Origin of the sequence: Klebsiella sp. H-Nf2, from assembly GCF_002806645.1 — a bacterium.
Taxonomy (GTDB): domain Bacteria; phylum Pseudomonadota; class Gammaproteobacteria; order Enterobacterales; family Enterobacteriaceae; genus Klebsiella; species Klebsiella variicola.
Genome location: NZ_PIBL01000010.1, coordinates 118536 through 143645, shown reverse-complemented (window position 1 = coordinate 143645; position 25110 = coordinate 118536). Strand labels below are relative to the sequence as shown.

20 protein-coding genes are annotated in these 25110 nt (G+C 56.4%); 11 read left to right on the top strand and 9 right to left on the bottom strand.

The genetic code is table 11. The features are described 5' to 3' along the window. Positions 1 to 131 precede the first annotated feature (131 nt). Both fklB and cycA read left to right on the top strand, forming a co-directional pair. Complete coding sequence (gene fklB / locus CWM58_RS21135; protein WP_002886687.1) at positions 132 to 752, top strand: FKBP-type peptidyl-prolyl cis-trans isomerase; 621 nt, start codon at positions 132 to 134, stop codon at positions 750 to 752. A 305-nt stretch (positions 753 to 1057) separates the two neighbouring features. Beyond that, positions 1058 to 2461, top strand: a complete 1404-nt coding sequence (cycA, locus tag CWM58_RS21130) for a D-serine/D-alanine/glycine transporter (RefSeq protein ID WP_023323511.1) — start codon at positions 1058 to 1060, stop codon at positions 2459 to 2461. A 103-nt stretch (positions 2462 to 2564) separates the two neighbouring features. Here the strand turns inward: cycA and ytfE are convergent, their stop codons facing one another. From ytfE to CWM58_RS21110, 4 genes are all read right to left on the bottom strand, one after another. Beyond that, the gene (gene ytfE, locus CWM58_RS21125; RefSeq protein WP_061156009.1) at positions 2565 to 3227 is read right to left on the bottom strand and encodes an iron-sulfur cluster repair protein YtfE; all 663 of its coding nucleotides are present in this window, start codon (positions 3225 to 3227) and stop codon (positions 2565 to 2567) included. A gap of 82 nt (positions 3228 to 3309) precedes the next feature. Continuing rightward, a complete protein-coding gene (locus CWM58_RS21120) occupies positions 3310 to 4281 on the bottom strand; it encodes a DMT family transporter (RefSeq protein ID WP_061156008.1) in 972 nt (323 codons plus the stop codon). A 75-nt stretch (positions 4282 to 4356) separates the two neighbouring features. Further along, positions 4357 to 5181 (bottom strand): AraC family transcriptional regulator, encoded by an 825-nt coding sequence (locus tag CWM58_RS21115; protein ID WP_100681706.1) that lies wholly within the window; start codon positions 5179 to 5181, stop codon positions 4357 to 4359. Positions 5182 to 5258: 77 nt separating this feature from the next. Continuing rightward, positions 5259 to 6107 (bottom strand): SDR family oxidoreductase, encoded by an 849-nt coding sequence (locus CWM58_RS21110; protein ID WP_100681705.1) that lies wholly within the window; start codon positions 6105 to 6107, stop codon positions 5259 to 5261. A 90-nt stretch (positions 6108 to 6197) separates the two neighbouring features. Here CWM58_RS21110 and CWM58_RS21105 point away from each other — a divergent pair, with 90 nt between their 5' ends. Then, entirely contained in the window at positions 6198 to 6569 is a 372-nt protein-coding gene (locus tag CWM58_RS21105; RefSeq protein ID WP_061156005.1) for a winged helix-turn-helix transcriptional regulator, read from the top strand. A gap of 818 nt (positions 6570 to 7387) precedes the next feature. On the opposite strand, the gene cpdB is transcribed toward CWM58_RS21105, so the two are convergent. Further along, on the bottom strand, positions 7388 to 9331 hold the full coding sequence (cpdB, locus tag CWM58_RS21100; protein ID WP_100681704.1) for a 2',3'-cyclic-nucleotide 2'-phosphodiesterase: 1944 nt from the start codon (positions 9329 to 9331) through the stop codon (positions 7388 to 7390). A 192-nt stretch (positions 9332 to 9523) separates the two neighbouring features. Here cpdB and cysQ point away from each other — a divergent pair, with 192 nt between their 5' ends. Continuing rightward, the gene (gene cysQ, locus CWM58_RS21095) at positions 9524 to 10267 is read left to right on the top strand and encodes a 3'(2'),5'-bisphosphate nucleotidase CysQ (RefSeq protein ID WP_074387262.1); all 744 of its coding nucleotides are present in this window, start codon (positions 9524 to 9526) and stop codon (positions 10265 to 10267) included. Here the strand turns inward: cysQ and CWM58_RS21090 are convergent. Further along, positions 10257 to 10814: a YtfJ family protein gene (locus CWM58_RS21090; RefSeq protein WP_061156002.1), complete on the bottom strand. Its 558-nt coding sequence runs from the start codon at positions 10812 to 10814 to the stop codon at positions 10257 to 10259. The two genes, cysQ and CWM58_RS21090, sit on opposite strands and share 11 nt — an antisense overlap. Before the next feature lie 323 nt (positions 10815 to 11137). On the opposite strand from CWM58_RS21090, the gene CWM58_RS21085 reads away from it, so the two are divergent. Continuing rightward, on the top strand, positions 11138 to 11344 hold the full coding sequence (locus CWM58_RS21085) for a DUF1107 domain-containing protein (RefSeq protein ID WP_002886707.1): 207 nt from the start codon (positions 11138 to 11140) through the stop codon (positions 11342 to 11344). A 229-nt stretch (positions 11345 to 11573) separates the two neighbouring features. Here the strand turns inward: CWM58_RS21085 and CWM58_RS21075 are convergent, their stop codons facing one another. Further along, positions 11574 to 12911 (bottom strand): hemolysin family protein, encoded by a 1338-nt coding sequence (locus CWM58_RS21075; RefSeq protein ID WP_061156001.1) that lies wholly within the window; start codon positions 12909 to 12911, stop codon positions 11574 to 11576. Positions 12912 to 13433: 522 nt separating this feature from the next. On the opposite strand from CWM58_RS21075, the gene CWM58_RS21070 reads away from it, so the two are divergent. Continuing rightward, positions 13434 to 14186: an oligogalacturonate-specific porin KdgM family protein gene (locus CWM58_RS21070; protein WP_061156000.1), complete on the top strand. Its 753-nt coding sequence runs from the start codon at positions 13434 to 13436 to the stop codon at positions 14184 to 14186. Positions 14187 to 14290: 104 nt separating this feature from the next. Here the strand turns inward: CWM58_RS21070 and CWM58_RS21065 are convergent, their stop codons facing one another. Next, entirely contained in the window at positions 14291 to 15313 is a 1023-nt protein-coding gene (locus CWM58_RS21065) for a LacI family DNA-binding transcriptional regulator (RefSeq protein ID WP_023339457.1), read from the bottom strand. Positions 15314 to 15605: 292 nt separating this feature from the next. Between CWM58_RS21065 and CWM58_RS21060 the strand changes: the two genes are divergently transcribed. The 3 genes from CWM58_RS21060 (at position 15606) to CWM58_RS21050 (ending at position 18728) form a co-directional block, all read left to right on the top strand. Then, positions 15606 to 16538: a dihydrodipicolinate synthase family protein gene (locus CWM58_RS21060; protein WP_100681702.1), complete on the top strand. Its 933-nt coding sequence runs from the start codon at positions 15606 to 15608 to the stop codon at positions 16536 to 16538. Between the two features lie 129 nt (positions 16539 to 16667). Beyond that, positions 16668 to 17957: an Nramp family divalent metal transporter gene (locus CWM58_RS21055; RefSeq protein ID WP_100681701.1), complete on the top strand. Its 1290-nt coding sequence runs from the start codon at positions 16668 to 16670 to the stop codon at positions 17955 to 17957. Between the two features lie 99 nt (positions 17958 to 18056). Continuing rightward, complete coding sequence (locus CWM58_RS21050; RefSeq protein WP_100681700.1) at positions 18057 to 18728, top strand: hypothetical protein; 672 nt, start codon at positions 18057 to 18059, stop codon at positions 18726 to 18728. Positions 18729 to 18758: 30 nt separating this feature from the next. On the opposite strand, the gene msrA is transcribed toward CWM58_RS21050, so the two are convergent. Continuing rightward, positions 18759 to 19394: a peptide-methionine (S)-S-oxide reductase MsrA gene (msrA, locus tag CWM58_RS21045; protein ID WP_008807152.1), complete on the bottom strand. Its 636-nt coding sequence runs from the start codon at positions 19392 to 19394 to the stop codon at positions 18759 to 18761. Between the two features lie 208 nt (positions 19395 to 19602). Here msrA and tamA point away from each other — a divergent pair, with 208 nt between their 5' ends. Both tamA and tamB read left to right on the top strand, forming a co-directional pair. Further along, positions 19603 to 21336, top strand: a complete 1734-nt coding sequence (tamA, locus tag CWM58_RS21040; RefSeq protein WP_100681699.1) for an autotransporter assembly complex protein TamA — start codon at positions 19603 to 19605, stop codon at positions 21334 to 21336. Continuing rightward, positions 21333 to 25109, top strand: coding sequence for an autotransporter assembly complex protein TamB (gene tamB / locus CWM58_RS21035; protein ID WP_061155995.1), 3777 nt, complete (start codon positions 21333 to 21335; stop codon positions 25107 to 25109). The genes tamA and tamB overlap by 4 nt, the downstream gene beginning before the upstream one ends. Position 25110 lies beyond the last annotated feature (1 nt).

Here is a 25110-nt window from a genome sequence, read left to right as displayed (position 1 = left end):
TGCTGCCACCTATTGTTTCTGTTTCGCTGAGATTTGTCATCATCCGCCGACAAAGTTTTACCCATTTCGCTATGGCTGTTATGCTTTCGCACGCTTTTCTCTTGATGTTTATCACCCAAAAAGGAACAAAGATGGCAACCCCAACTTTTGACACTATCGAAGCGCAGGCAAGTTACGGTATCGGCTTGCAGGTTGGACAACAGCTGAGCGAATCCGGCCTGCAGGGGCTGCTGCCGGAAGCGCTGGTGGCGGGTATCGCTGATGCGCTGGAAGGTAACCAGCCGCAGGTGCCGGTAGAAGCCGTTCACCGTGCGCTGCGTGAAATCCACGAGCGTGCTGACGCCGTACGCCGCGAACGTTTCCAGGCTATGGCCGCCGACGGCCAGAAATACCTCGATGAAAACCGCGAGAAAGAGGGGGTGAACAGCACCGAATCTGGTCTGCAGTTCCGCGTACTGACCCAGGGCGAAGGCCCGATCCCGGCACGTACCGACCGCGTACGCGTGCACTACACCGGCAAACTGATCGACGGCACCGTCTTCGACAGCTCCGTCGCCCGTGGTGAGCCTGCTGAATTCCCGGTGACCGGCGTGATTGGCGGCTGGATTGAAGCGCTGACCCTGATGCCGGTCGGTTCTAAATGGGAACTGACGATCCCGCACAACCTGGCCTACGGCGAACGCGGCGCTGGCGCGTCGATTCCTCCGTTCAGCACCCTGATCTTCGAAGTTGAACTGCTGGATATTATCTAAACAGCAGAGGCTTCCTCTTCCCCTGAGGTGGGGGAAGCCGCAAAAATAGCGTAAAATCCTTAAGTTAAAAATTAATTAGAATTATGTTTTGCATTCATCGCGTATGGGTGTATTTTTGTGAGCTATTTCGCGGTGGATGAGTGATATAACACTCACTTTAAACATAAAATTAACATTATATCTAAATCATAGTATTCATCCCTCCGATTCTTACCTAATATCGACTAGCCCTTGCTGGGGTTAATGACAGACGACGGGCCATCAGAGCCTGAACAACACAGACAGGTACAACAGGAAGAAATCACATGGTAGATCAGGTTAAAGTCGCTGCTATTGAGCAGGAGCCGACTGAACAATCGCTACGGCGAAATCTCACAAACCGACATATTCAGCTGATTGCGATTGGCGGGGCGATCGGCACTGGGTTATTTATGGGTTCTGGCAAAACTATCAGCCTTGCCGGGCCATCTATTATTTTTGTTTATATGATTATCGGTTTTATGCTGTTTTTCGTTATGCGAGCCATGGGCGAATTACTGCTGTCGAACCTCGAATATAAATCCTTCAGCGATTTTGCGGCCGATCTGCTGGGGCCGTGGGCGGGTTACTTTACCGGCTGGACCTATTGGTTCTGTTGGGTCGTCACCGGAATGGCGGACGTAGTGGCGATCACCGCCTACGCGCAGTTCTGGTTTCCCGGACTCTCCGACTGGGTTGCGTCGCTGGCGGTGATCCTGCTGCTGCTGGGCCTGAACCTGGCCACCGTCAAAATGTTTGGCGAAATGGAGTTCTGGTTCGCGATGATCAAAATCGTCGCCATCGTGGCGCTGATCGTCGTCGGCCTGGTGATGGTCATGATGCATTTCAAATCGCCGACCGGCGTCGAAGCCTCTTTCGCCCATCTGTGGAATGACGGCGGTTGGTTCCCGAAAGGGCTGAGCGGCTTCTTTGCTGGCTTCCAGATAGCGGTGTTCGCCTTCGTGGGGATTGAGCTGGTCGGTACCACCGCCGCCGAAACCAAAGACCCGGAGAAATCCCTGCCGCGGGCAATTAACTCTATTCCGCTGCGTATTATTATGTTCTACGTCTTCGCGCTGATTGTGATTATGTCGGTGACGCCGTGGAGCTCCGTGGTGCCGAGCAAGAGCCCGTTCGTCGAGCTGTTCGTGCTGGTCGGCCTGCCGGCGGCGGCGAGCCTGATTAACTTTGTGGTGCTGACTTCCGCAGCCTCCTCGGCCAACAGCGGCGTGTTCTCTACCAGCCGTATGTTGTTCGGTCTGGCGCAGGATGGTCAGGCGCCGAAGATGTTCGCTAAGCTGTCGAAGCGTGCGGTGCCGGCGAAGGGTTTAACCTTCTCCTGCATGTGCCTGCTGGGCGGTGTGGTCATGCTGATGGTCAACCCGAGCGTGATTGCTGCATTCACCATGATCACCACGGTGTCGGCGATCCTGTTTATGTTCGTCTGGACGATTATCCTCTGCTCTTATCTGGTCTACCGTAAACAGCGCCCGCAGCTGCACGAGAAGTCCAAATATAAGATGCCGCTGGGCAAATTCATGTGCTGGGTGTGTATGGCCTTCTTCGTCTTCGTACTGGTGCTGTTGACCCTGGAAGATGATACCCGTGAAGCGCTGATGGTCACCCCGCTGTGGTTTGTTCTGCTGGGCGCGGGCTGGCTGTTTGCCGGCAAAAAACGTCTGGCGAAATAAAAGAAAATTTTAACGTTGCTTGCAACGGCCCGTCATAAAAAAGGCCACCCGGGGTGGCCAAAAAGACGGACAATGTCGAGGGCGCCTGCGGGCGCCTTTTTCTTTACTTTCCGGCGAGGGCGCGCGGGAACAGCACGTTATTTTCCAGACTGATGTGCTCCATCAGATCGTCAATCATCTCGTTGATACCGTTATACATCGCCTTCCAGGTGGTGCACGCTTCCGGCGGCGGCGTGACGTTATGGGTGATGTGCTTAATGACTTCCAGCAGTTCACCCGCTTCGTCATGCTCACTTTCCATCACGCTGATCGGGCCCCCGGCCTGGGCACCCATCCCCTGTTTGATCATCGGGAACAGGATCTGCTCCTCTTTCATCATGTGGCTGGAGAGTTCCTGATGCAGCATGGTCAGGTATTTAGTCAGTCCTTTCGGCACGTTTGGTTTATCGGCATGCACACGTTCAACCTTGGTGGCCTGCAGGATCAGCTCCGGCAGCTGTTCGCGGTGCCGGTCGTGATAGCGAACGATGATATGGTCGATAATTTCTGCGAGGGGCGCCGCGCGCCAGTCGCGGGAGAGAGGCTGCTCGGCCAGTTTCGCCAGCTCGGCTTCAATCACCGCGACATCCAGCGCTTTGCGCGATGCAGCGCGCGCCAGCGTCTGTTTGCCACCGCAGCAGTAATCCATATCGTATTGACGGAACAGGGCGGAGGCGCGCGGGATGGTCAGCGCCAGCTCGCCTAAAGGTTGGTCACGGAAAGCCATAGCAGTTACCTCGTCATCAGGAATATAAGATGTATTTTAAATGCATCTTTATGGCGAGGGAATACCCCTTAAGGAGGCCTGGCTACTTTTTTTCATCCGCCAGCGGCTGCAGCATCGGTTTTTCCGGTCTGGCGCGTACGGCGGAGACCACGCCGAGCACCAGCAACAGGATCCCGCTCAGGGTTAACAGCGGTGGTAAACTTTGCCGCAGCAGAAAGGTATACAGGAGCCCGGCCAGGGTTTCGAAGACGATCAGCGGCCCGAGGATCACCGTCGGCAGCCGCTGGCTGGCAATATTCCAGCACAGCGCGCCGACCCATGAGCAGAGCACCGCGATGGCCAGCATCAGCGTAATGAACACCGCCGGGCGCGGGCCGAAGGGCAGGGGAAACCCGGCCTGCTGACCGTGCAGCCAGGCGCAGGCGGCGAGATAGCCGGCCAGCGAAACCGGAAGCGTCACCAGCGCCTGAGCGGTAGCCCACATCATTGGCGGTTGATGCGGGTTTTCCCGCAGCCAGCGAGCGTTGCGCAGCGCATACCAGGCCCAGCAGACCACCGATCCCAGCGCCAGCGCGATGCCGGATCCGTAGCGCCACGGGCTAAAATCAGGCAGCCCCTGGCGCAGTTCTGCGACGTTAACGCAGATCAGGCCGACGGCGATGCAGACCAGCGCCGGAAACAGACGCCGCCACGGCAGCTTTCCGTCGCGTTGGCTGTAGAGCAGATTGGCGAACACCGGCAATACCACCGGCAGCGTGCCGATAATCATGGTGGAGACCGGCGCCCCGGTGCGCTGAATAGCGCTGGCCAGGCAGACGTAATAGATAAGATTCCCCATCATCGTCAGGCCCAGCGCGGTCCACCAGTCGTTCCGGCTCAACTGGCGCAAACGCGCGCGTCCGAGCCACGCCAGCGGCAGGGCGATCAGGCCCAGCGCCAGATAGCGTCCCATCGACTGCAGCGTCGCCGGATATTCTGGCACCAGCAAAGGCCCGACAAAGATTAATCCCCACATCAGCCCCGCCAGCAGGGCGTACAACACACCACTAATCATCATTGCATCCGTTGTCATCACAGTTGTCTGCAGTGTAGAAGGGGGCCGGGCAGGAATATTGTATGAGATTGCGCATTAGCGCCTGGCGACCTGCTTCTGATAGCGCACCGGCGTAATACCGTAACGCAGGGTGAAGGCGCGGGTCAGGTGGGACTGGTCGGTGAGGCCGACGGCTATCGCCACTTCGGCGGCGGGCATACCGTGGGTGAGAAATGCCTTGGCGCGCCACAGACGGATGGCCATCAGCATCTGATGGGGCGTCACGTGATAGTGGGCTTTAAACTGGCGCTGAAAGTGGTACGGGCTAAGCGCCGCCACCTGCGCCAGCTCGTCGAGGGTGATGGCGCGCATATAGTTATCGTGCAGGTAGTCGCGCACGCGGTCGAAGCGATGCCCGGCCTCACCCTGCGCAGAGGCATGGTGGGCCAGAGGGCGGAAGGCGTCGATGAGGTCGAGCAGCAGTCCCTGCTGGGCCAGCGGATCGTCGCTATGCCACAGGCCATAAATCAGCTGGCCAATCTGTCGGGAACGTAGAGTATCCTCGCGGACCACCTCGCTGAACCACCAGTCTCGCACCCCGGTGATGGCTTCCAGACGGTCCGGCTCCAGATAAATCATCCGGTAGCGCCAGCCGTCGGCGGTTTCCGCTTCGCCGGTGTGCAGCTCGTCGGGATTCATGGTGACAATGGCGTTTGCGGCGGCGATATGCTGGCTGCCGCGGTAGCGAAAGCGCTCAGCGCCTTGCTCAATCACGCCGATGCCGAAGGCTTCGTGGGTATGGGGTTCAAAGGCGTAGCGGGAGATATGGGCGTGGTAAAGCTCCACCCCGGGCAGCTGTTCGAGATGGCGAAAGCGCGCGCGATCTTTTTCATCACTAAATTGGGGTGGTACGCCCTGCATGCCTGCCTCCCGACGGTTATCCCTTCAATATGAGAGAGGAACCGCCGGGACGCAACCGCAAAAGCTGAGAGGGGCGGTTACAGAATGCCTTTCACGCTTTCGGCAAGGGAGGTGGTCGGACGGCCGATCAGCGTACTCAGGGTACGGCTGTCGTCAAACAGCCCGCCTTTCGACGCGCCGACGTCGGAATCCGCCAGCATATCCGCCAGACCCGCTGGCAGACCAACGCTTTTCAGCGCGGCGGCGAAATCAGCTTCGCTGAGGTTCTGGTAGACCACGTTTTTCCCGCTCTGCTTGCTCAGCTCGGCAGCCAGCTCGCTCAGCGTCCAGGCGTTATCACCCGCCAGTTCGTAAACTTTCCCTTCATGGCCTTCACCGGCGATAACGCGGGCGGCAGCGGCGGCATAATCCGCGCGGGTGGCGGAGGCAATTTTACCCTCGCCAGCGGCGCCGATAAACACGCCATGCTCCAGCGCCGGCGGCGCGCTGGCCAGATAGTTTTCGGTATACCAGCCATTGCGCAGCAGGGCGTAAGCGATACCAGAGTCGGCCAGCATCTGCTCGGTTTCAATGTGTTCACCGGCCAGGCCCAGCGGCGAGGTGTCGGCGTGCAGCAGGCTGGTGTAGGCGATGAATTTCACCCCAGCGGCTTTGGCGGCGTTGATGACGTTGCGATGCTGAACGGCGCGCTGACCGACTTCGCTGGAGGAGATTAACAGCAGTTTATCCACGCCCTGCAGCGCGGCGGTTAGTGCCGCTTCATCGCCGTACTCGGCCTGGCGGACGACAACGCCCTGCTGGCTGAGCGCCTGGGCTTTTGCCGGGTTGCGGACAATCGCCACAATCTGGCTGGCAGGAACGGTTTTTAACAGGTCTTGCAGAACGTAGTGGCCAAGCTGGCCGGTGGCACCGGTAAGGGCGATCATGGGTCTTCTCCTTCGTGTTTATTGGCAGTTATGGTAAGCTAACACCTTAACTAACTTTTAGTAAGTACGTACAAAAAGGTAAGTGTGAAAATGGCCGAACCGACGCTGAGCGAGAAACTGCGCAACGGCAACCTGTTTGCGGAACAGTGCCCGTCGCGCGATGTGCTTAAACATGTCACCAGTCGCTGGGGCGTGTTGATTCTGGTGGCGCTGCGCGAGGGGACCCATCGCTTCAGCGATCTGCGCCGCAAAATGGGTGGGGTCAGCGAAAAGATGCTGGCGCAGTCGCTGCAGTCGCTGGAACAGGATGGTTTTATCGACCGCGTCTCTTATCCGGTGGTACCGCCACACGTTGAATATAGCCTGACGCCGCTCGGCCTGCAGGTGAGCGAGAAAGTGGCGGCGCTGGCGGACTGGATCGAGAGCAATCTGCCTGCGGTGTTGGCTAACCACGGGGAGTGAAAATGTATCACTCCCTGTAGCCCCGCCACCGGGGGGATATTCCCGGATAGCGGCTGGCGCCTTATCCGGGCTACCCGTCAGCTCCGGTTGGTAGCCCCGGTAAGCGCAGCGCCACCGGGGAGATGTACCCGGATAGCGGCTGGCGCCTTATCCGGGCTACCCGTCAGCTCCGGTTTGTAGCCCCGGTAAGCACAGCGCCACCGGGGAGATATTCCCGGATAGCGGCTGGCGCCTTATCCGGGCCACCAGTCAGCTTCGGTTTGTAGCCCCGGTAAGCGCAGCGCCACCGGGGAGATGTACCCGGATAGCGGCTGGCGCCTTATCCGGGCTACCCGTCAGCCCCGGTTTGTAGCCCCGGTAAGCGCAGCGGCACCGGGGAGATGTACCCGGATAGCGGCTGGCGCCTTATCCGGGCTACCCGTCAGCCCCGGTTTGTAGCCCCGGTAAGCGCAGCGCCATCGGGGAGATATTCCCGGATAGCGGCTGGCGCCTTATCCTGGCTACTCGTCAGCCCCGGTTTGTAGCCCCAGTAAGCGCAGCGCCACCGGGGAGATGTACCCGGATAGCGGCTGGTGCCTTATCCGGGCTACCCGTCAGCTCCGGTTTGTAGCCCCGGTAAGCACAGCGCCACCGGGGAGATGTACCCGGATAGCGGCTGGCGCCTTATCCGGGCTACCCGTCAGCCCCGGTTTGTAGCCCCGGAAAGCGCAGCGCCACCGGGGGGGGATATTCCCGGATAGCGGCTGGCGCCTTATCCGGGCTACCCGTCAGCACCGGTTTGTAGCCCCGGTAAGCGCAGCGCCACCGGGGAACAGGCATTACTTGCTCAAATCCAGCTGATAAATGGCGAAGCCGATATCATCGGTGGCCACCTGGCGCATTGGATACTGCGCTTTCTCTTTGATAAACGCCGCGGCTTTGTCGCCTGGCGAGGTCTCAAAACGAATATCCAGCGGCGTGTTGCTGTGGATCGGCGCCAGACGCCAGTTGTTATCCGCCGCCGGATGGATCGCGCCATCCTTTTTCGATTGCGCGCCTATCCACGCCGCCAGCACTGAACGGTTTTCATCCGGTGAGGCAAAGGCGATATGACTCTCACCGGTGCCGGCGAATTTGCCGCCGTAAGCGCGATAGTTATTGGTCGCGACCAGGAAAATGGCCTGCGGATCGATGGGTTTACCGTTAAAGGTCAGGTCTTTAATGCGCTCTGCCTGCGGGTGAATCATCTGGCATTCGCCGTCGTAGCGGGCCGGCTGGGTGACGTCAATCTGGTAGTTTACCCCGTCAATCACGTCGAAGTTATAGGTGCGGAAGCCGTCCCAGTTGATCAGCGACTGCGGTTTGCTGCTGGCGGGATCGATCTGGTTAAACTGTCCGGCGGAGCATTCCAGCCACTCCTTGACCTCTTTCCCGCTGACCTTCATCACCACCAGGGTGTTGGGGTAGAGATAGAGGTCGGCGGCATTGCGGAAGGTGAGCTGGCCTTTCTCCACTTCGACAAAGCTCGCTGGATCGTTTTTACGCCCGCCGACTTTAAACGGCGCGGCGGCAGAGAGCACCGGTAGCTTCGCCAGGTCCGGGTCGCCCTGAATGTAGTGTTCGACGTAGGCCTTTTGCGCCATGTTGACCACCTGCACCGTCGGATCGTCCTGCACCAGCGCCAGGTAGCTGTACATGTTGTCGGTGGACTTGCCGATCGGTTTACTGACGAATTCGCGGGTGGCGTCATGATCGGCTTTCAGCACCGCCACCAGCTTGCCATCTTCCGCCGCCAGCGATTTCTTCGCCACCGCGTCATAGATTGGCCGCGCTTCCGCTTTACTCTGAGTGACCTGCCATTTGCCGCTGTCGTTGTTCAGCACCAGATCGACGACCCCGAGATGGTCGCCCCACATCCCTGGCATCACTGCCGGTACGCCGTTCAGCGTCCCTTTGGCGATATCCGCGCCTTTAATCGTGGCGAAGTCTTTGCCTGGGAACACCGCATGGGCGTGGCCGAACATAATGGCGTCAACGCCGGGCACCTGGCTTAAGTAGTAGACTGAGTTCTCGGCCATCGCCTGATACGGGTCGGCGGAGAGGCCGGAGTGCGCGACCACCACCACCACGTCAGCGCCTTTCGCGCGCATCTCCGGGATGTATTTGCGCGCGGTTTCGGTAATATCGTTGACCGTCACCTTGCCGCTAAGATTGGCTTTATCCCAGGTCATGATCTGCGGTGGCACAAAGCCGATATAGCCGATGCGCAGGGTGTGGGATTGACCGTCGCTGTCCACGACCCGGGTATCCTGAATCAGGTACGGGGTGAACATCGATTTGCCGGTTTTGGCATCGATGATATTGGCGTTCACGTAGGGGAATTTCGCCCCGGCCAGCGCCTTGTGCAGGAAGTCGAGACCGTAGTTGAATTCATGGTTGCCCAGGTTGCCGACGGCGTAATTCAGGGTGTTCATCGCCTTATACACCGGATGCACATCACCCTCTTTGAGTCCTTTTGCCGCCATATAGTCGCCCAGTGGACTACCCTGAATAACATCGCCGTTATCTACCAGCACGCTATTTTTCGCTTCTGCCCGCGCCTGTTCGATCAGGCTGGCGGTGCGCACCAGACCGAATTTCTCCGTGGCGGCATCTTTGTAATAGTCAAAGTCCATCATATTGCTGTGCAGATCGGTGGTTTCCATGATCCGCAGGTCGACCGTTGCGGCGTTGACGCTGGCGGCGATCAGCGTGGCCAGGAGCGTTGCGCTAAACTTAATCATCAGAGGCGTCCTTTTTTTATGAGCGATAGCACAGAAGAAAATGTATTTATATTCTGTTGCTTACAGAAATGTGAATCTTGCCAGAAAAGCGGGCAGAGAAACCGCCATCGTTATCACAGATAGCGGAACTCGCAGTGATGCGATATAAATAAAACAACGAGTTAACGCCACTGTAACCAGACGAGGTGGAGAATGTTAGAACAAGTATGTCAGCTTGCACGGAACGCGGGCGATGCCATCATGGAAGTCTACGATGGAAACCAGCCGATTAACGTGGCCAGCAAGAAAGATGATTCTCCGGTCACGGCGGCGGATATCGCAGCGCACAACGTCATCATCAGCGGTCTGCAAGCGCTGGATCCTGACACCCCGGTTCTCTCCGAAGAGGACCCGCCAGCGTGGGAGGTACGCCAGCACTGGCAGCGCTACTGGCTGGTCGACCCGCTGGACGGTACCAAAGAATTTATTAAGCGTAACGGCGAATTCACCGTCAATATCGCGCTGATTGAAAACGGCAAGCCGACGCTGGGCGTCGTCTATGCGCCGGTGATGAAGGTGATGTACAGCGCGGAAAAAGGCAAAGCGTGGAAAGAAGAGTGCGGCGTGCGCAAGCAGATCCAGGTCCGCGATGCCCGTCCGCCGCTGGTGGTCATCAGCCGCTCTCACGGTAACGATCCGGAGCTGCAGGAGTACCTTGAGCAACTGGGCGAGCATCAAACCACTTCTATCGGATCTTCGCTGAAGTTCTGCCTGGTGGCGGAAGGTCAGGCCCAGCTCTATCCGCGCTTCGGGCCGACCAGCACCTGGGACACCGCCGCCGGCCACGCGGTCGCGGTGGCCGCCGGGGCGCATGTTCACGACTGGCAGGGCAAAACCCTCGATTACACGCCGCGTGAATCCTTCCTCAACCCCGGCTTCCGGGTCTCTATTTATTAAGCAGCTTATGCAGCAGGTCGATCACCTGCTGCACCTCCTGCTGGGTCAGCGCACCGTCTTTGGCCCACTGCACGCGCCCATCCTTATCCAGCACCACGATCGCCGAGCTCTTCTCGTCCAGCTGCCAGGCTTTACGCGCCAGCCCATTGCTGTCGACAATAAACTGCGACCACGGGAAGAGCTTTTTATTACTCTCAATGCTGCTGCGCACGAACATGCCGGTGCCCGGAATGGCATCGTCGGTGTTGACGATAGTGGTGGTCTGGTAGCGATCGTGCGGGAAGCCTGCCGCTTTAATCGCTTCGATCAGGTTGGCATTTTTCTCTTTTGCTGACGAGCGTCCGGCGATGTGCTGGATGACTCGCACTTTGCCCACCAGCTGCGAGCTATTCCAGTTTTTATAGCTAAACTTATCATTATCCAGAATGAGTTCTCCCCGATCCGCGACGCCAACCGGCGCCACACGCTGGCCGTCGACGAAGTTATGCGCTGTGGCCAGCAGCGGGAGAAGGAGTAACGAGGCGGCTAGTATGCTACGTAGGGTCATGCGCAATCCTTAATCATTTTTATGCAGGTGATCCGACCACTTGGTCTCGTTTAATCATAAGTGCGATTGGCGGCGATTACCCGCAATGAGGATGCCAGTTTGTGTGTTGACGCACAAATCAATAGAAAAACGGCGACTTATACTTACTTCATCGTATGTCCGAAACGAAAATTCTGAATTATTGTCATCAAACGGTAAATAAACTTATACACACTGGGTCCCTCTGAGATTCTGGACTATAGTTTTAGGGCATTAAAATTTGCGCTCCCGATACGTGGGCTAACTGTGGCACCACAGGAGCGTAACCCTGGCAGGAGAGAAGAATGAAAATTTTCCAACGCTACAATCCGCTGCAAGTGGCGAAGTACGTGAAGATCCTGTTTCGTGGACGGTTGTACATCAAGGACGTTGGCGCATTTGAATTTGATAAGGGCAAAATCCTTATCCCGAAGGTAAAGGACAAGCTGCATCTGTCAGTGATGTCCGAAGTCAATCGTCAGGTGTTGCGTCTGCAAACTGAGATGGCATAACCTGAAACGTAGCAGTACGTAGTAGGTAAAAGACGGCTCCCGATGGGAGCCGTTGATGTTTTCAGCCCTTGCTTTCCGTATATATGTTTACGAAACAAGCGGGAGAACCAGACCGGATCGCTGTCGCCCACCGATAACGCAATTTTGTTAAGCGGGTGCGAGGACGTCACATTCGGGCAATAAAAAGGGCGGATAGTCATCCGCCCTGAAAATAGAAAAAGGGTTACGCTCAGGCGTTCTGGCTTTCCGCCGCTTCGGCCTGCTTGGGCACCAGCACCGTTGGCTTGTTATCGATACGGGTCACCAGCAGCTGGTCGATCCGGTAGTTATCGATATCCACGACCTCGAACTTATACCCGGAGAACTTCACCGCGTCGGTACGTTTGGGGATTTTACGCAGCATAAACATCATAAAGCCGCCGATGGTCTCGTAGTTCCCGGACTGCGGGAACTCGTCGATATCCAGCACACGCATCACGTCATCAATAGGCGTACCGCCATCGATCAGCCACGAGTTTTCATCACGGGCGACGATCTGCTCTTCCAGCCCCTGGCCGACGAGGTCGCCCATCAGGGTGGTCATCACGTCGTTCAGCGTGATAATGCCGACCACCAGCGCATATTCATTCATGATCACCGCGAAGTCTTCCCCGGCGGCTTTGAAGCTTTCCAGCGCTTCCGACAGGGTCAGGGTGTCCGGCACGATCAGCGTGTTGCGGATCTGCACGCCGCCGGTCAGCACCAGGCTTTGGTTTGCCAGCACGCGGTTGAGCAGATCTTTTGAATCGACGTAACCGATAATGTGGTCGATATCTTCATTACAGACGAGGAATTTCGAGTGCGGATGTTCGGCCACTTTATTCTTCAGGCTCTGCTCGTCTTCGTGTAAATCAAACCAAATGACGTTTTCGCGCGGGGTCATGGAGGAAGGAACGGTACGGGACTCCAGCTCGAACACGTTCTCAATCAGCTCGTGCTCCTGCTTGCGCAGCACCCCGGCCAGCGCGCCGGCTTCGACGACGGCATAGATATCGTCGGAAGTAATATCGTCTTTACGCACCATCGGCAGTTTGAAGATGCGGAAGATCATGTTGGCCATGCCGTTAAACAACCACACCAGCGGGCGGAAGACTAACAGGCAGAAGCGCATCGGGTTGATGATGCGCAGGGCCACGGTTTCGGGCGCAATCATACCGATGCGTTTCGGAGTCAGGTCAGCAAACAGGATGAACAAGCTGGTGACCAGGGTAAAAGAGATGATGAAGCTCAGCTGCTCGGAGAGCTCCGGCGACATATACCCGCTGAGCAGGCTATAAAAAGCCGGGGAGAAGGCTGCGTCGCCCACGATACCACCAAGAATAGCAACGGCGTTGAGGCCAATCTGCACGACGGTAAAGAAGGTACCTGGGTTCTCCTGCATCTTCAGCACGCGCTGTGCGTTGACGTTGCCTTCATCGGCCAGCAGTTTCAGTTTGATTTTACGTGAGGCGGCCAGTGAGATTTCCGATATCGAAAAAAAGGCACTGACGGCTATCAGACAGAGTATTACTAAAATACTGTTTAACATATCTTTTCTGACCGTAGAGGTCAGATCCTCGGAAGGGAAGTTGATCGAACTATAAGGGAGCTACTTGAACACCCGCCCACAGGCGCGGGCTGGCAATTTCAGAAGGTAGTATAGCGTAACAGTCAGCAAAATCGCCAGAGCATTGATTAATCATTGTTAATTACGCGGTTATCTCTCCGCCACGCGTCAGCGTAAACGCGTACTTATGATGACAGGTGCGTCGCAGGATAATTCCCGCAACAAGAACGACTCATCTGCAGGTGAAAGGGAAGTCGATGATCCGCTAATAAAGGGAGCGGGGTCGATCACAGAAATTCATCTGCCATGATAATAACGGATGAAAATTTGTGATGAGAATAGCATCGGTATTTTTATCGTCTTGACCATTCGTATTTAGTAATAGAAATATATCTGTAATTGAAAACGATACCGCAAACGATTTCACATTGGTTTAGATAATATATAGATACCGTCATATTCTTTTCCGTTTCATTTCAAGATGATTAATTTTAGGGATAAAATATGCATACCAAAACCGCTTTTATTATGTGTTGCGTTCTTGGCATTCCTGCCGCCGGTCACGCGCTGACCTTTGATGTCAGGGGAGGATATCGGGCGGGAAGCCACTCTTACGAGTCCCGCTATAAGGTCAGCCAGGGATGGGAAACAGGCTGGTGGGCGAGTATGGAGATGGATAACAAAAACAACAAAAATAACCATCAGGGCAACCAGGGTACCGACAGAGCTGATGGTTCCCATTCTTTTGGCGACAGCACAGTCGATTATAATGAAATAGAGGCTAACTATAGCTGGCCATTCGCCGATAAGTGGGTGTTTCAGCCTGGCGGCATCTATCACTGGAGCAGCAAAGGCACTCAGCTACGGCCTTATCTGCGCGTTAATTATAAAGCCACCCCCGACCTTACCTTTGGGCTGCGTTATCGCTATGACTACAACACTTATGAAACGGCCAATAGTGCCGGTGAGTCGCATCGGGATAGCGTCAATCGTCTGGATTTATATGTTGCCTATAAATTTAATGCGAAATGGAGCGCCTTATATCAAGGCACGGTCTATCGCCACGTCAATGACGACTATAAATATAAAAATGATAAGTCTTCGGCGACAGAAAATGCGCTCACGCTACGCTATAAATGGAATGACTGGTTTAGTCCCTATATCGAATATGATTATCTCGGGAAACAGGGCTACCATGACGGCCAAAATAAAATCTCAGAATCACGGTATCGTATTGGCATGACGTTTACGCTATAACCTCACCCTGACGAGCAAGAGTCAATATCGGCTAACATTAGCTGGCATAATATTGAATACTGCCCCGGCCCTGTCACGCCCTTTGGGCCGGGAACCTTCGCCGCTTAGCGATAAGGCCGCGTGGAAGCGCGCGGGATCAGCGTGGGTAGAGAATAGCGCTGAGGATTTTCCACATGGTTGCTTAACAGTAACTCGACAGCATGGCTGGCAAGCTGATCAAGCGGCGTTTTTACCGAGGTTAAGGGGATCGGCAGACGGCTGACCAAAGGAATGTCGTTATAACCCACCAGCGAAACGTCGCGGCCAATCTCCAGTCCGAGTCGATGTGCCGCCGCCATCACGCCGATCGCCAGGTCATCATTGACGGCGAAAATGGCGCTGGGGCGCGCAGGACTATTCAGTATTTCATAACCGGCGTTTTCACCGGCCACAATGGTAAAATCGGAATCTCGCCACCACTGGGGATTCACCTCGGCCTGCGCTTCCTGCATGGCGCGCAGGAAACCCTTTTGCCGGTTTAAGGTGCTCGATGAAAAATTCGGCCCGGCAATGATGCCGATTTCCCGGTGCCCTAAATCCAGTAAATGGCGGGTCGCCAGATAACCCCCCAGTTCGTCATCACCAATGGCCGATGGACTAATGCCGTCGGTGCGTAGCGCCAGAACATGGTTGATCTGTTTTTCCCGTAGCTGCTGGGGCAGGCGATCGCCCAGGCGGCAGGTGGAAAGGATCAGGCCGTCCACCCGGCGGTCTAACAGAGATTGCGTGGCGCGCTCTTCCGTTTCTGGATCGTTGCCACAGGTGGCCACGACCGTGAAATACCCATGGCGCGCAGCGGCCTGAGAGACGGCTTCATAGAACATCGCCGTCACCGTGTCAGTCAATCTGGGGACCAGTACGCCTATCGTGCCCGTATCACCGCGGCGCAGACTTGATGCCACGTAGTCACGTCGATAGCCCAACTGCTTCGCCGCTTCGCGTATTTTTTCAGCAGAAGGGCTGCGGGACGGGGGGAGACGTTCATCCAGCACGCGTGAAACAGTTGAAACACTCACGCCTGCAGCGCGTGCCACATCCTGCATCGTGATCGTTCTTCCATTTTGCTCTGAAGATGACTGATTTCCCATGACCGATTCCCTGTTTAAATTCAGCTGAGATTGTATTCGTAGTTATTTCGCCCACGCAACTTAATTGGCGTGAGCGGTAACAGGAAATAATGTGGGAAATAGATCACGTAATGCAGATTGATAAACATTTAAGTCGCTCTTTTTTGTGATTCGAATTGCATTTATTCGCAGAGTACCCTTGATCTTGCGGAGTAAAGGGAAGACATTTCAATTCACTTGCAATCGTTCCTGCAATCGATTTCAAGAAGGGGATTTTATCATCTTTATCTGTTGAAATGTGTAAGGAGTTAACATGAAAGCACTTGATTTGCGTGGTATTGTTCCAGCCCCCGTTACCCCTTTTACCCGTGATGGACGCATCGATCATAAAGCGATCAAACGCTTAGGTTCCTGGCTTGGCAGCGTGAAAGGCGTGAAAGGTCTGGTGGTGCTGGGACATGCCGGGGAAGGTACCTTCCTGACGCATCAGGAGCAGGCCGACGTTATCCGTAGTTTTGTTGACTCGACCGAAGGCCGCGTGCCGGTCATCGCCGGTATTACTGGCGAAGGGACGGAAGTGGCGGCGCTGGAAGCACAGCGTGCTGTCGACGCTGGCGCCTCTGCTGGCCTGCTGTATCCTTCCCATGGCTGGCTGCGTTTTGGCTACCAAAAAGGCGCTCCGCAGGATCGCTATCGCGTGGTATACGAAGAGAGCGGCTTACCTCTTATTTTGTTCCAGTATCCGGATGTCACTAAAGCCACCTATAACCTCGAAACGATGCTGGATATCTCCGCGCAACCGGGAGTCTTTGCGATGAAAAATGGCGTGCGGAATATGCGCCGCTGGGATACGGAAATTCCGGTTATTCGCCGCGAACGCCCCGACTTACAGATCCTCAGCTGCCATGATGAATATCTGCTGCATACCGCTTTTGATATTGATGGTTTCCTGGTGGGGTATGGCAATATTGCGCCAGAACTCCTGTTAGAGCTGCTGGAAGCCGGTAAAGCGCAGGATTATGTCAAGGCCAAAGCGGTTCACGACCGTCTGCTGCCGGTCACCAGGGCCGTTTATCACCGTGGCTCACATATGGAAGGCACGGTCGCGCTGAAACATGCTCTGGTTGAACGTGGCATTCTGGAACATGCTACCGTTCGTTCACCGCTGTTACCGCTGGAACCGGGCGCGGAAGAAGAGATCAAAGCGGCTATCCGTGAAGCAGGTATTAAAAAAGCGGTTATTTAATTCATTATTTGAATGTTAAACCCGTATTCATCATGAATACGGGTTGGTTTTACCAGGGACTATCCGGTTTTATTCAACATATAAGGTTGGCCATATAATATTCTGTAAAGATAATATAATGAGGCTGTCATGAATAATTTAGAAAAAACATCTTCCGCTGTACCCGCACAAATAGAAAAACTTCCCTTCGCTCAATTAATTCGCCGTATTGGTCCGGGCATTGTTCTTACCGGAGTCGTTGTCGGCCCCGGCGCTATCACCACCGCGTCGATGTTAGGGGCGGACTATGGCTACTCTCTGCTATGGCTGCTGATCCCCATTGCTTTTATGGGGATCACATTTATGTTGACGACCTATCGTATCTCTATGCTCACCGGAATGCCGTCAATCGAGGCGATACGTCACTATTACGGTAAAGTCGCCTCGGGGTTTGTGGGGGTGGCTACTTTTTTAGCCTGTCTTTTTTTTACCATGGGGAACATCTCGGGGACCGGGGCCGGCATGAACCTGGTTTTCGGCATTGACTGGAAACTCGGTGCATTAATTATGATTGCGGTGATGAGCTATTGCTATTTCTCTAAAGGCGTTTATTCCAAAGTCGAAAAAGGGATCACTATTTGTATTGTGGCAATGATTATCGCCTTTTATATCACCCTGGTGGGAACGGGGGGACCAGACTGGAAAGCCAGTGGCGAAGGGTTAACGCATTGGATGTTTCCTGCGGGTAGTTTAGTCACCGCCCTGGGCTTTATCAGTACCAATGCCTCCCTCACGACCGGGATCTACGGCACTTACCTTGGCAAAGAGAAAAAATGGAAGAAAGATGACCTCTTTAATGGCGTGATGGTGGCGGATACCGTCGCCCATATTATCGGTGTGCTGCTGATCAGCGGGGCGATTATTCTGGTAGGAGCCATCGTCCTTTTTCCGCAGGGGATATCAATCAATACGCCGACGCAGCTGGCCGATTTGCTAACGCCAAGCATGGGGCGGGCGGCAAAATACATTATGGGTATCGCGTTATTGGGGGCGGGTTTCTCATCTTTACTGGGAAATACTCAGCGTGGGGTTGTGCTGCTCAATTCGGGGTTCAACAAATCTACCGGGCTGGAAAGTAAAGCGGTTCAGTGGGGATCCATGGTGGTGCTGGTGGTGGCGGGGTTGATTTGCTTTAGCTTTGGCGGTTCGCCGGTGCAGTTAATTTACTTAGCGAATGTGGCTACGGCGGTATCCACGCCGGTCGCCGGCCTGTTTATTTGTCTGCTGCTGTGGCGAAAAGATATTAATAAAGGATACAAGGCGCCACGGTTATTACAAATATGCATGGCGATCAGCTATCTCTTTTGTTTGTTGCTCACTCTCGTTGCGCTGATAAATACCTTACCTAAGTTTATGTCCTCTCTTTCAACCCTGTTTTGAGGTGGGGTATGGCAGATGCTGCGCGGTTAAGCGAAGGCTGGAATCAGATGCGTCCCGGCATGGGCGTTGTGCAAGTGCGTATAACAGAGGGAAAATAAAATGGAAGAGACTGTTTTACTGGATGTGCAGAGAATACAGACCTCCGAACAGAGCAGCATTATTCTTCACTCTGTCCGGGCGGTTGATTTAGTGAATCACCTGGTACCTGAGTTACACCTCCTCGATAGTCACAGCGAGCCATACAACGCCCAAAAAACAGTGGTGAACTGCCTTTATGCCGGACAGCAGCTTGCCAGAGAACGGCGGGTTGTTTTGCCATTATTGCCAGAGTCGCTCTATTTGCTGGGCGGGGTGGTGATTGCTGCCGGGAAGACCATCGAGAAAAAAGAGGCTATTACCCATAATCGTCTGTGCGAAGAGGCCGGGAGGCTGCTGAAAGACGAGGCGGCATGGGAGAGTTTCGACATTATAAGAAGTGTTGCTCTGCCTGTTTACCGCCGGCTGGTGAAAGAGCAGCGCACCCACGTCGCCTCTTTATTACAGGCTCTGCTGCATATCCTTGCCTGGCGTAGCGAGAGTGGCTGGGCGCGGGACCAGGCGCAAAGAATACTGTGGGCCGGGGGTGTGTTCGGAACGGGGGGCATCGATTCGCTGGTTGCTTTCGATCTGGCATTGGCAGAAAAAGAGATGACGTTCCCGTCATTGCGTGAATGGTTAACCGTGACGGCATTTCTGGCCCACTTCCCTGCGGGCCCGGTCTTTTCTGATTAACCACCACTTCCCGATAGCGCAATCGGGTTGTTACTGAGGCGGCAGGCACACGCCGATGCCGCCGATGCCGCAATAGCCGTGCGGGTTTTTATACAGATACTGCTGATGATCGTCCTCGGCATAGTAGAACGGTTTGGCGGTAGCGATCTCGGTAGTGATGTGGCGGGTATCGTGCGCATCATTCATCGCCGCCTGGAAGCGGGCGAGACTGGCCTTTGCCGCTGCCGTTTGTTCCGGCGTCAGCGGGTAAATCGCCGAACGGTACTGGGTACCGTGATCGTTCCCCTGTCGCATGCCTTGCGCCGGATCGTGATTTTCCCAGAACACCTGCAATAACTGCTCATAGCTAATCACCTGCGGATCGTAAACCACGCGCACCGCTTCCGCGTGGCCGGTCTGGCCGCTGCACACTTCGCGATAGGTCGGATTCGGCGTATAGCCGCCGGTGTAGCCTGCGGCGGTGCTGTAAACCCCCGGCAATTGCCAGAACAGGCGTTCAACTCCCCAGAAGCAACCCATGGCGAACAGCGCCACTTCCATCCCCGCCGGGACGTTGGTCATCGAGTGGCCGTTAACTGCGTGGAGCGTTGCCACTGGCATGGGGGTATTGCGTCCAGGCAGCGCATCCGCCTGGGCGACAAGATGCGTTTTATCAAATAGACTCACGGTTGGCCTCTCAATACAGAAATCGTCGTTAAGGTTGTAACGAAGCGTGTCTTTTAACACAATAAACACGCGTAATACGTCTAGATTAATACATAAGAATTATTTGGGTTATTGCCACTTTTTCAACCCTGGTTGTTAGGGTTTTGTTAAGCCGTGGAGCGGCGCCAGTGTTTCCTGTGGGGGGAAACAGGGATATTCAGGAGAAAATGTGCTAAAAATCCGCCAGTTATGTATCACCAGCCTTTTGCTGGTCAGCGGGGTCGCCAGCGCAGCGAATGTGCGTTTGCAGGTTGAGGGATTATCCGGGGAGCTGGAGAGAAACGTTCGCGCCCAGCTTTCCACGATCCAGAGTGATGAAGTCACGCCGGATCGTCGCTTTCGCGCGCGCGTCGATGACGCCATTCGCGAAGGTCTGAAAGCGCTGGGTTATTACGAGCCGACGATTGAATTTGATTTACGTCCGCCGCCGCAAAGGGGGCGTCAGGTGCTGATCGCCAAAGTGACCCCGGGTGAACCGGTGCGCATTGGCGGAACCGAGGTGATTCTGCGCGGCGGCGCCCGTACCGATAGCGACTATCTGGCGCTGCTAAAAACGCGTCCGGCCATCGGGACGGTGCTGAACCATGGCGATTATGACGGTTTCAAGAGCTCGTTGACCCGCGTCGCCCTGCGCAAAGGCTACTTTGACAGCGAGTTCAACAAAAGCCAGCTCGGGGTCTCCCTTGACCTCCACCAGGCGTTCTGGGATATCGATTACGACAGCGGCGAGCGCTATCGCTTTGGTCACGTCACCTTCTCCGGATCGCAAATTCGCGATGAATACCTGCAAAACCTCGTGCCGTTTAAAGAGGGTGACTACTACACCTCGCAGGACCTGGCTGAGTTAAACCGCCGCCTGGCGGCGACCGGCTGGTTCAGTTCGGTGGTGGTGGCGCCTGATTTTGCGAAATCACGGAAAACCAAGGTGCTGCCTCTGCAGGGCGTTGTTTCGCCACGCAAAGAGAACACCGTGGAAACCGGAGGCGGGTTTTCAACCGATGTCGGGCCGCGCGTGAAAGCCACGTGGAAAAAACCGTGGATGAACTCGTATGGCCACAGCCTGACCTCCAGTATCAGTCTCTCTGCCCCGGAGCAGCAGTTCGACTTTACCTACAAAGTCCCGCTGCTGAAGAGCCCGCTGGAGCAGTACTATCTGATGCAGGGCGGCTTTAAGCGCACCGATCTTAATGACACCCAGGCCGACTCCACCACGCTTGGGGTGTCGCGTTTCTGGGAGATGTCGAGCGGCTGGCAGCGGGCGATCAACCTGCGCTGGAGCCTGGACCACTTTACCCAGGCGAACGTCACCAACACCACCATGCTGATTTACCCTGGGGTCTCGGTGAACCGCACCCGCTCTCGCGGCGGTCTGATGCCCACCTGGGGCGATTCACAGCGCTACTCCGTGGACTACTCCAACACCATGTGGGGCTCGGACATCAACTTCATCGTGATGCAGGCCCAGGACGTCTGGATCCGTACCCTCTATGACCGCCACCGCTTTGTGGTGCGCGGCAACCTTGGCTGGATCGAAGCGGACAACTTTGACAAGGTGCCGCCGGACCTGCGCTTTTTCGCCGGGGGCGACCGCAGTATTCGCGGCTATAAATACAAATCTATCTCGCCGAAGGACGATGACGGCAAGCTGATCGGGGCCTCGAAGCTGGCGACCGGCTCGCTGGAGTATCAGTACAACGTCAGTGGTAAATGGTGGGGGGCCGTGTTTGTCGATAGCGGCGAAGCGGTCAGCGATATTCGCGAGAGTGATTTCAAAACCGGCGCCGGGGTGGGCGTGCGCTGGCAGTCGCCGGTGGGGCCGATCAAGCTGGATATCGCCCGGCCGATCGGCGACAAAGAAGAGCATGGTTTACAGTTTTACATCGGTCTGGGGCCTGAATTATGAGTTTATGGAAGAAGATAAGCCTCGGCGTCTTAATCGTGTTGGTGCTCCTGCTGGGCACCGTCGGGTTCCTGGTGGGGACGACCACCGGCTTGCATCTGGTGTTCAAAGCGGCGGATCGCTGGGTACCGGGGTTGGATATCGGCAAAGTCACCGGTGGCTGGCGTGATTTAACCCTCGATAATGTTCGCTACGAGCAGCCCGGGGTGGCGGTCACCGCCGGCCAGTTTCACCTCAGCGTCCGGTTGCGCTGCCTGTGGGACAGCAGCCTGTGCGTGAACGACATCGCGCTGCGCGATATTTACGTCGCCGTCGATACGAAGAAGATGCCGCCCGCCGCGCCGGTCGAGGAAGAAGACAGCGGGCCGCTGAATCTCTCCACCCCTTATCCGATCACCCTCAGCCGCGTCGCACTGCATAACGTCAACGTTAAAATCGACGATACCGCAGTGTCCGTGCGCGATTTTTCCACCGGCCTGAACTGGCAGGAGAAAAACCTGACCCTGACGCCGACCTCGCTGCAGGGGCTGTTGATCGCCCTGCCGAAGGTGGCGAAAGTGGCGCAGGAGCAGGTGGTCGAGCCGAAAATCGACAACCCGCAGCCGCAGGAAAAACCGCTCGGCGAGACGATGACCGACCTCTTCTCGCAGCCGGTACTGCCGGCAATGACCGATGTCCATCTGCCGCTGAACCTCAATATTCAGGCGTTCCGCGGAGAACAACTGCGCCTGACCGGCGATACCGACATCACCGTGTATAACCTGCTGCTGAAAGTCAGCAGTATCGACGGCCAGATGAAGCTCGACGCCCTCGATATCGACTCCGATCAGGGTAAGGTCAGCGCCTCGGGCAGCGCGCAGCTGCAGGATAACTGGCCGGTGGACATTACCCTCGCCGGAACGCTGAACGTTGACCCGATGAAAGGGGAGAAGGTGCAGCTGAAGGTGGGCGGCGAAGTACGTAAAACGCTCAAGGTCGGGGTGGACTTAAGCGGGCCGGTTGCGGCCACGCTGCGGGCAGATGCGCAGTTGGCGGAGGCCGGGCTGCCGCTCAATATGGAGCTGAAGAGTAAGCAGCTCGCCTGGCCATTCAGCGGCGAGAAGCAGTTCCAGGCCGACGATGTTCAACTGAAGTTCAGCGGCAAAATGACCGACTACGCGCTGGCCTTCTCCACGGCGGTGAAAGGACAGTCGCTGCCGCCGGCGAAAATCACCCTCAACGCCAAAGGCAATGAGCGGCAGATTAATCTCGACAAGCTGACGGTCAACGCCCTGGAAGGGAAAACCGAGCTGAAGGCGCTGCTCGACTGGCAGCAGGCGATCAGCTGGCGCGGCGAGCTGACCCTCGACGGGATCAACACCGCCAAAGAGGTGCCGGACTGGCCGTCGAAGCTCAACGGCATGATCAAGACCCAGGGCAGCCTGTACGGCGGCAGCTGGCAGATGTCGGTGCCGGAGCTGAAAATTACCGGCAACGTGAAGCAGAACAAAGTGGATGTTTCGGGCTCGCTGCAGGGTAACAGTTATCTGCAGTGGAAAATCCCGGGACTGCACCTGGCGTTAGGTCCGAACAGCGCCGATATCAAAGGCGAGCTGGGGGTGAAAGATCTTAACCTCGACGCCACTATCGATGCCCCGCACCTGGATAATGCGCTGCCGGGGCTCGGCGGAACGGCGAAGGGGCTGGTGAAAGTGCGCGGCACTGTCGATGCGCCGCAGCTGCTGGCCGACATCACCGCCCGGGCGCTGCGCTGGCAGGAACTGACCATCGCCCAGGTCAACGTCAAAGGGGACGTGAAATCCACCGATCAGATTGGCGGTAACCTGGATGTGCGGGTAGATCGCATTAGCCAGCCGGGGGTCAATATCAGTCTGGTGCAGCTCAATGCCAAAGGCACTGAGAAGCAGCATGAGCTGCGGCTGCGGGTGCAGGGCGATCCGGTTTCCGGCCAGCTGACGCTGGCAGGCAGCTTCGATCGTCAGGCCGAACGCTGGAGAGGCTCCCTGAGTGATACCCGCTTCCAGACGCCGGTGGGGCCGGTAGCGCTGACGCGCAGCATTGCGCTGGACTACCGCAACCAGGAGCAGAAAATCAGCATCGGGCCACACTGCTGGAGCAACCCGAACGCCGAGCTCTGCGTCCCTGAGACCATCGACGCGGGCGCCAGCGGGCGAGCGCGAGTGAATCTCAACCGCTTCGATCTGGCGATGCTCAAGCCGTTTATGCCGGAGGCGACCCAGGCCAGCGGCGTCTTTACCGGTAATGCCGATGTGAGCTGGGATACCACCAAAGAGGGGCTGCCGCAGGGCAAAGTGACCCTCAGCGGGCGCAACGTCAAGGTGACCCAGGTGGTCAATGACGCGCCGCTGCCGGTGGCGTTCGATACGCTGAATCTCAGCGCCGACCTGCATAACAATCGCGCCGAGCTGGGCTGGCTTATCCGCCTGACCAACAATGGCCAACTGGATGGGCAGGTGCAGGTCACCGACCCGCAGGGGCGGCGTAATCTCGGCGGCAACGTCAATATCAGCAACTTCTCGCTGGCGATGATCAACCCGATTTTCGCACGCGGCGAAAAAGCCGAGGGGAGGCTCAACGCCCGTCTGCGTCTGGGCGGCAACGTGAAAAGCCCGCAGCTGTTCGGCCAGATGCAGCTGAGCGGGGTGGATATCGATGGCAACTTCATGCCGTTTGATATGCAGCCGAGCCAGCTGGCGATGAACTTCAACGGCACGCGCTCGACCCTGCAGGGGACGGTGAACACCCGCCAGGGGCAAATCGCTCTCAGCGGCAACGCCGACTGGACGCAGATCGATAACTGGCGGGCACAGATTGCGGCGAAGGGCAGCCGGGTTCGGATCACGGTGCCGCCAATGGTACGTCTCGATGTGTCGCCGGACGTGGTGTTTACCGCCACGCCGAGCCTGTTCAGCCTTGATGGCAAGGTGGATGTGCCCTGGGCGCGGATCGTGGTCAACGAGGTGCCGGAGAGCGCGGTTGGCGTGTCTTCTGATGAAGTGATGCTGGATAAAAACCTCAAGCCGATTAACCAGCAGAGCGCCGGTATCCCGATCAACAGCAACCTGACGATTCACGTCGGCAACAACGTGCGTCTGGAAGCCTTCGGTCTGAAAGCGCGTCTGACCGGTGATTTGAAAGTGGCACAGGATAAACAAGGCTTGGGCCTCAACGGGCAGATCAACATTCCGGACGGCCGCTTCCACGCCTATGGTCAGGATCTGATTGTTCGCAAAGGGGAGCTGCTGTTCTCCGGTCCGCCGGATCAGCCGCTGCTGAATATCGAAGCGATTCGTAACCCGGATGCCACCGAAGACGATGTGATCGCCGGCGTTCGCGTCACCGGTTCCGCCGATCAGCCGAAAGCGGAGATCTTCTCTGACCCGGTGATGTCCCAGCAGGAAGCGCTGTCTTATCTGCTGCGCGGCCAGGGTTTGAGCAGCGGACAGAGCGATAGTGCCGCAATGACCTCAATGCTTATTGGAATGGGGGTTGCACAAAGTGGTCAGGTTGTGGGTAAAATCGGCGAGACGTTTGGCGTAAGCAATTTGGCGTTGGACACCGAAGGGGTAGGCGACTCTTCCCAGGTGGTGGTCAGCGGCTATGTACTGCCGGGTCTGCAGGTAAAATACGGGGTCGGTATTTTCGATTCCCTGGCGACGCTGACTTTACGTTATCGCCTGATGCCTAGGCTATATGTGGAAGCGGTGTCTGGCATTGACCAGGCGCTCGATTTGCTCTATCAGTTTGAGTTTTAGC

What these genes read in the sequence shown, in the direction of transcription:
- cycA (WP_023323511.1), top strand. Translation starts at nt 1,058, where the DNA reads ATGGTAGATCAGGTTAAAGTCGCTGCTATTGAGCAGGAGCCGACTGAA.
- fklB (WP_002886687.1), top strand. Translation starts at nt 132, where the DNA reads ATGGCAACCCCAACTTTTGACACTATCGAAGCGCAGGCAAGTTACGGT.
- CWM58_RS21105 (WP_061156005.1), top strand. Translation starts at nt 6,198, where the DNA reads ATGGCCGAACCGACGCTGAGCGAGAAACTGCGCAACGGCAACCTGTTT.
- CWM58_RS21050 (WP_100681700.1), top strand. Translation starts at nt 18,057, where the DNA reads ATGGAAGAGACTGTTTTACTGGATGTGCAGAGAATACAGACCTCCGAA.
- CWM58_RS21085 (WP_002886707.1), top strand. Translation starts at nt 11,138, where the DNA reads ATGAAAATTTTCCAACGCTACAATCCGCTGCAAGTGGCGAAGTACGTG.
- cysQ (WP_074387262.1), top strand. Translation starts at nt 9,524, where the DNA reads ATGTTAGAACAAGTATGTCAGCTTGCACGGAACGCGGGCGATGCCATC.
- CWM58_RS21070 (WP_061156000.1), top strand. Translation starts at nt 13,434, where the DNA reads ATGCATACCAAAACCGCTTTTATTATGTGTTGCGTTCTTGGCATTCCT.
- CWM58_RS21065 (WP_023339457.1), bottom strand. Translation starts at nt 15,313, where the DNA reads ATGGGAAATCAGTCATCTTCAGAGCAAAATGGAAGAACGATCACGATG.
- CWM58_RS21110 (WP_100681705.1), bottom strand. Translation starts at nt 6,107, where the DNA reads ATGATCGCCCTTACCGGTGCCACCGGCCAGCTTGGCCACTACGTTCTG.
- CWM58_RS21075 (WP_061156001.1), bottom strand. Translation starts at nt 12,911, where the DNA reads ATGTTAAACAGTATTTTAGTAATACTCTGTCTGATAGCCGTCAGTGCC.
- CWM58_RS21115 (WP_100681706.1), bottom strand. Translation starts at nt 5,181, where the DNA reads ATGCAGGGCGTACCACCCCAATTTAGTGATGAAAAAGATCGCGCGCGC.
- CWM58_RS21055 (WP_100681701.1), top strand. Translation starts at nt 16,668, where the DNA reads ATGAATAATTTAGAAAAAACATCTTCCGCTGTACCCGCACAAATAGAA.
- CWM58_RS21120 (WP_061156008.1), bottom strand. Translation starts at nt 4,281, where the DNA reads ATGATTAGTGGTGTGTTGTACGCCCTGCTGGCGGGGCTGATGTGGGGA.
- cpdB (WP_100681704.1), bottom strand. Translation starts at nt 9,331, where the DNA reads ATGATTAAGTTTAGCGCAACGCTCCTGGCCACGCTGATCGCCGCCAGC.
- tamB (WP_061155995.1), top strand. Translation starts at nt 21,333, where the DNA reads ATGAGTTTATGGAAGAAGATAAGCCTCGGCGTCTTAATCGTGTTGGTG.
- ytfE (WP_061156009.1), bottom strand. Translation starts at nt 3,227, where the DNA reads ATGGCTTTCCGTGACCAACCTTTAGGCGAGCTGGCGCTGACCATCCCG.
- CWM58_RS21090 (WP_061156002.1), bottom strand. Translation starts at nt 10,814, where the DNA reads ATGACCCTACGTAGCATACTAGCCGCCTCGTTACTCCTTCTCCCGCTG.
- CWM58_RS21060 (WP_100681702.1), top strand. Translation starts at nt 15,606, where the DNA reads ATGAAAGCACTTGATTTGCGTGGTATTGTTCCAGCCCCCGTTACCCCT.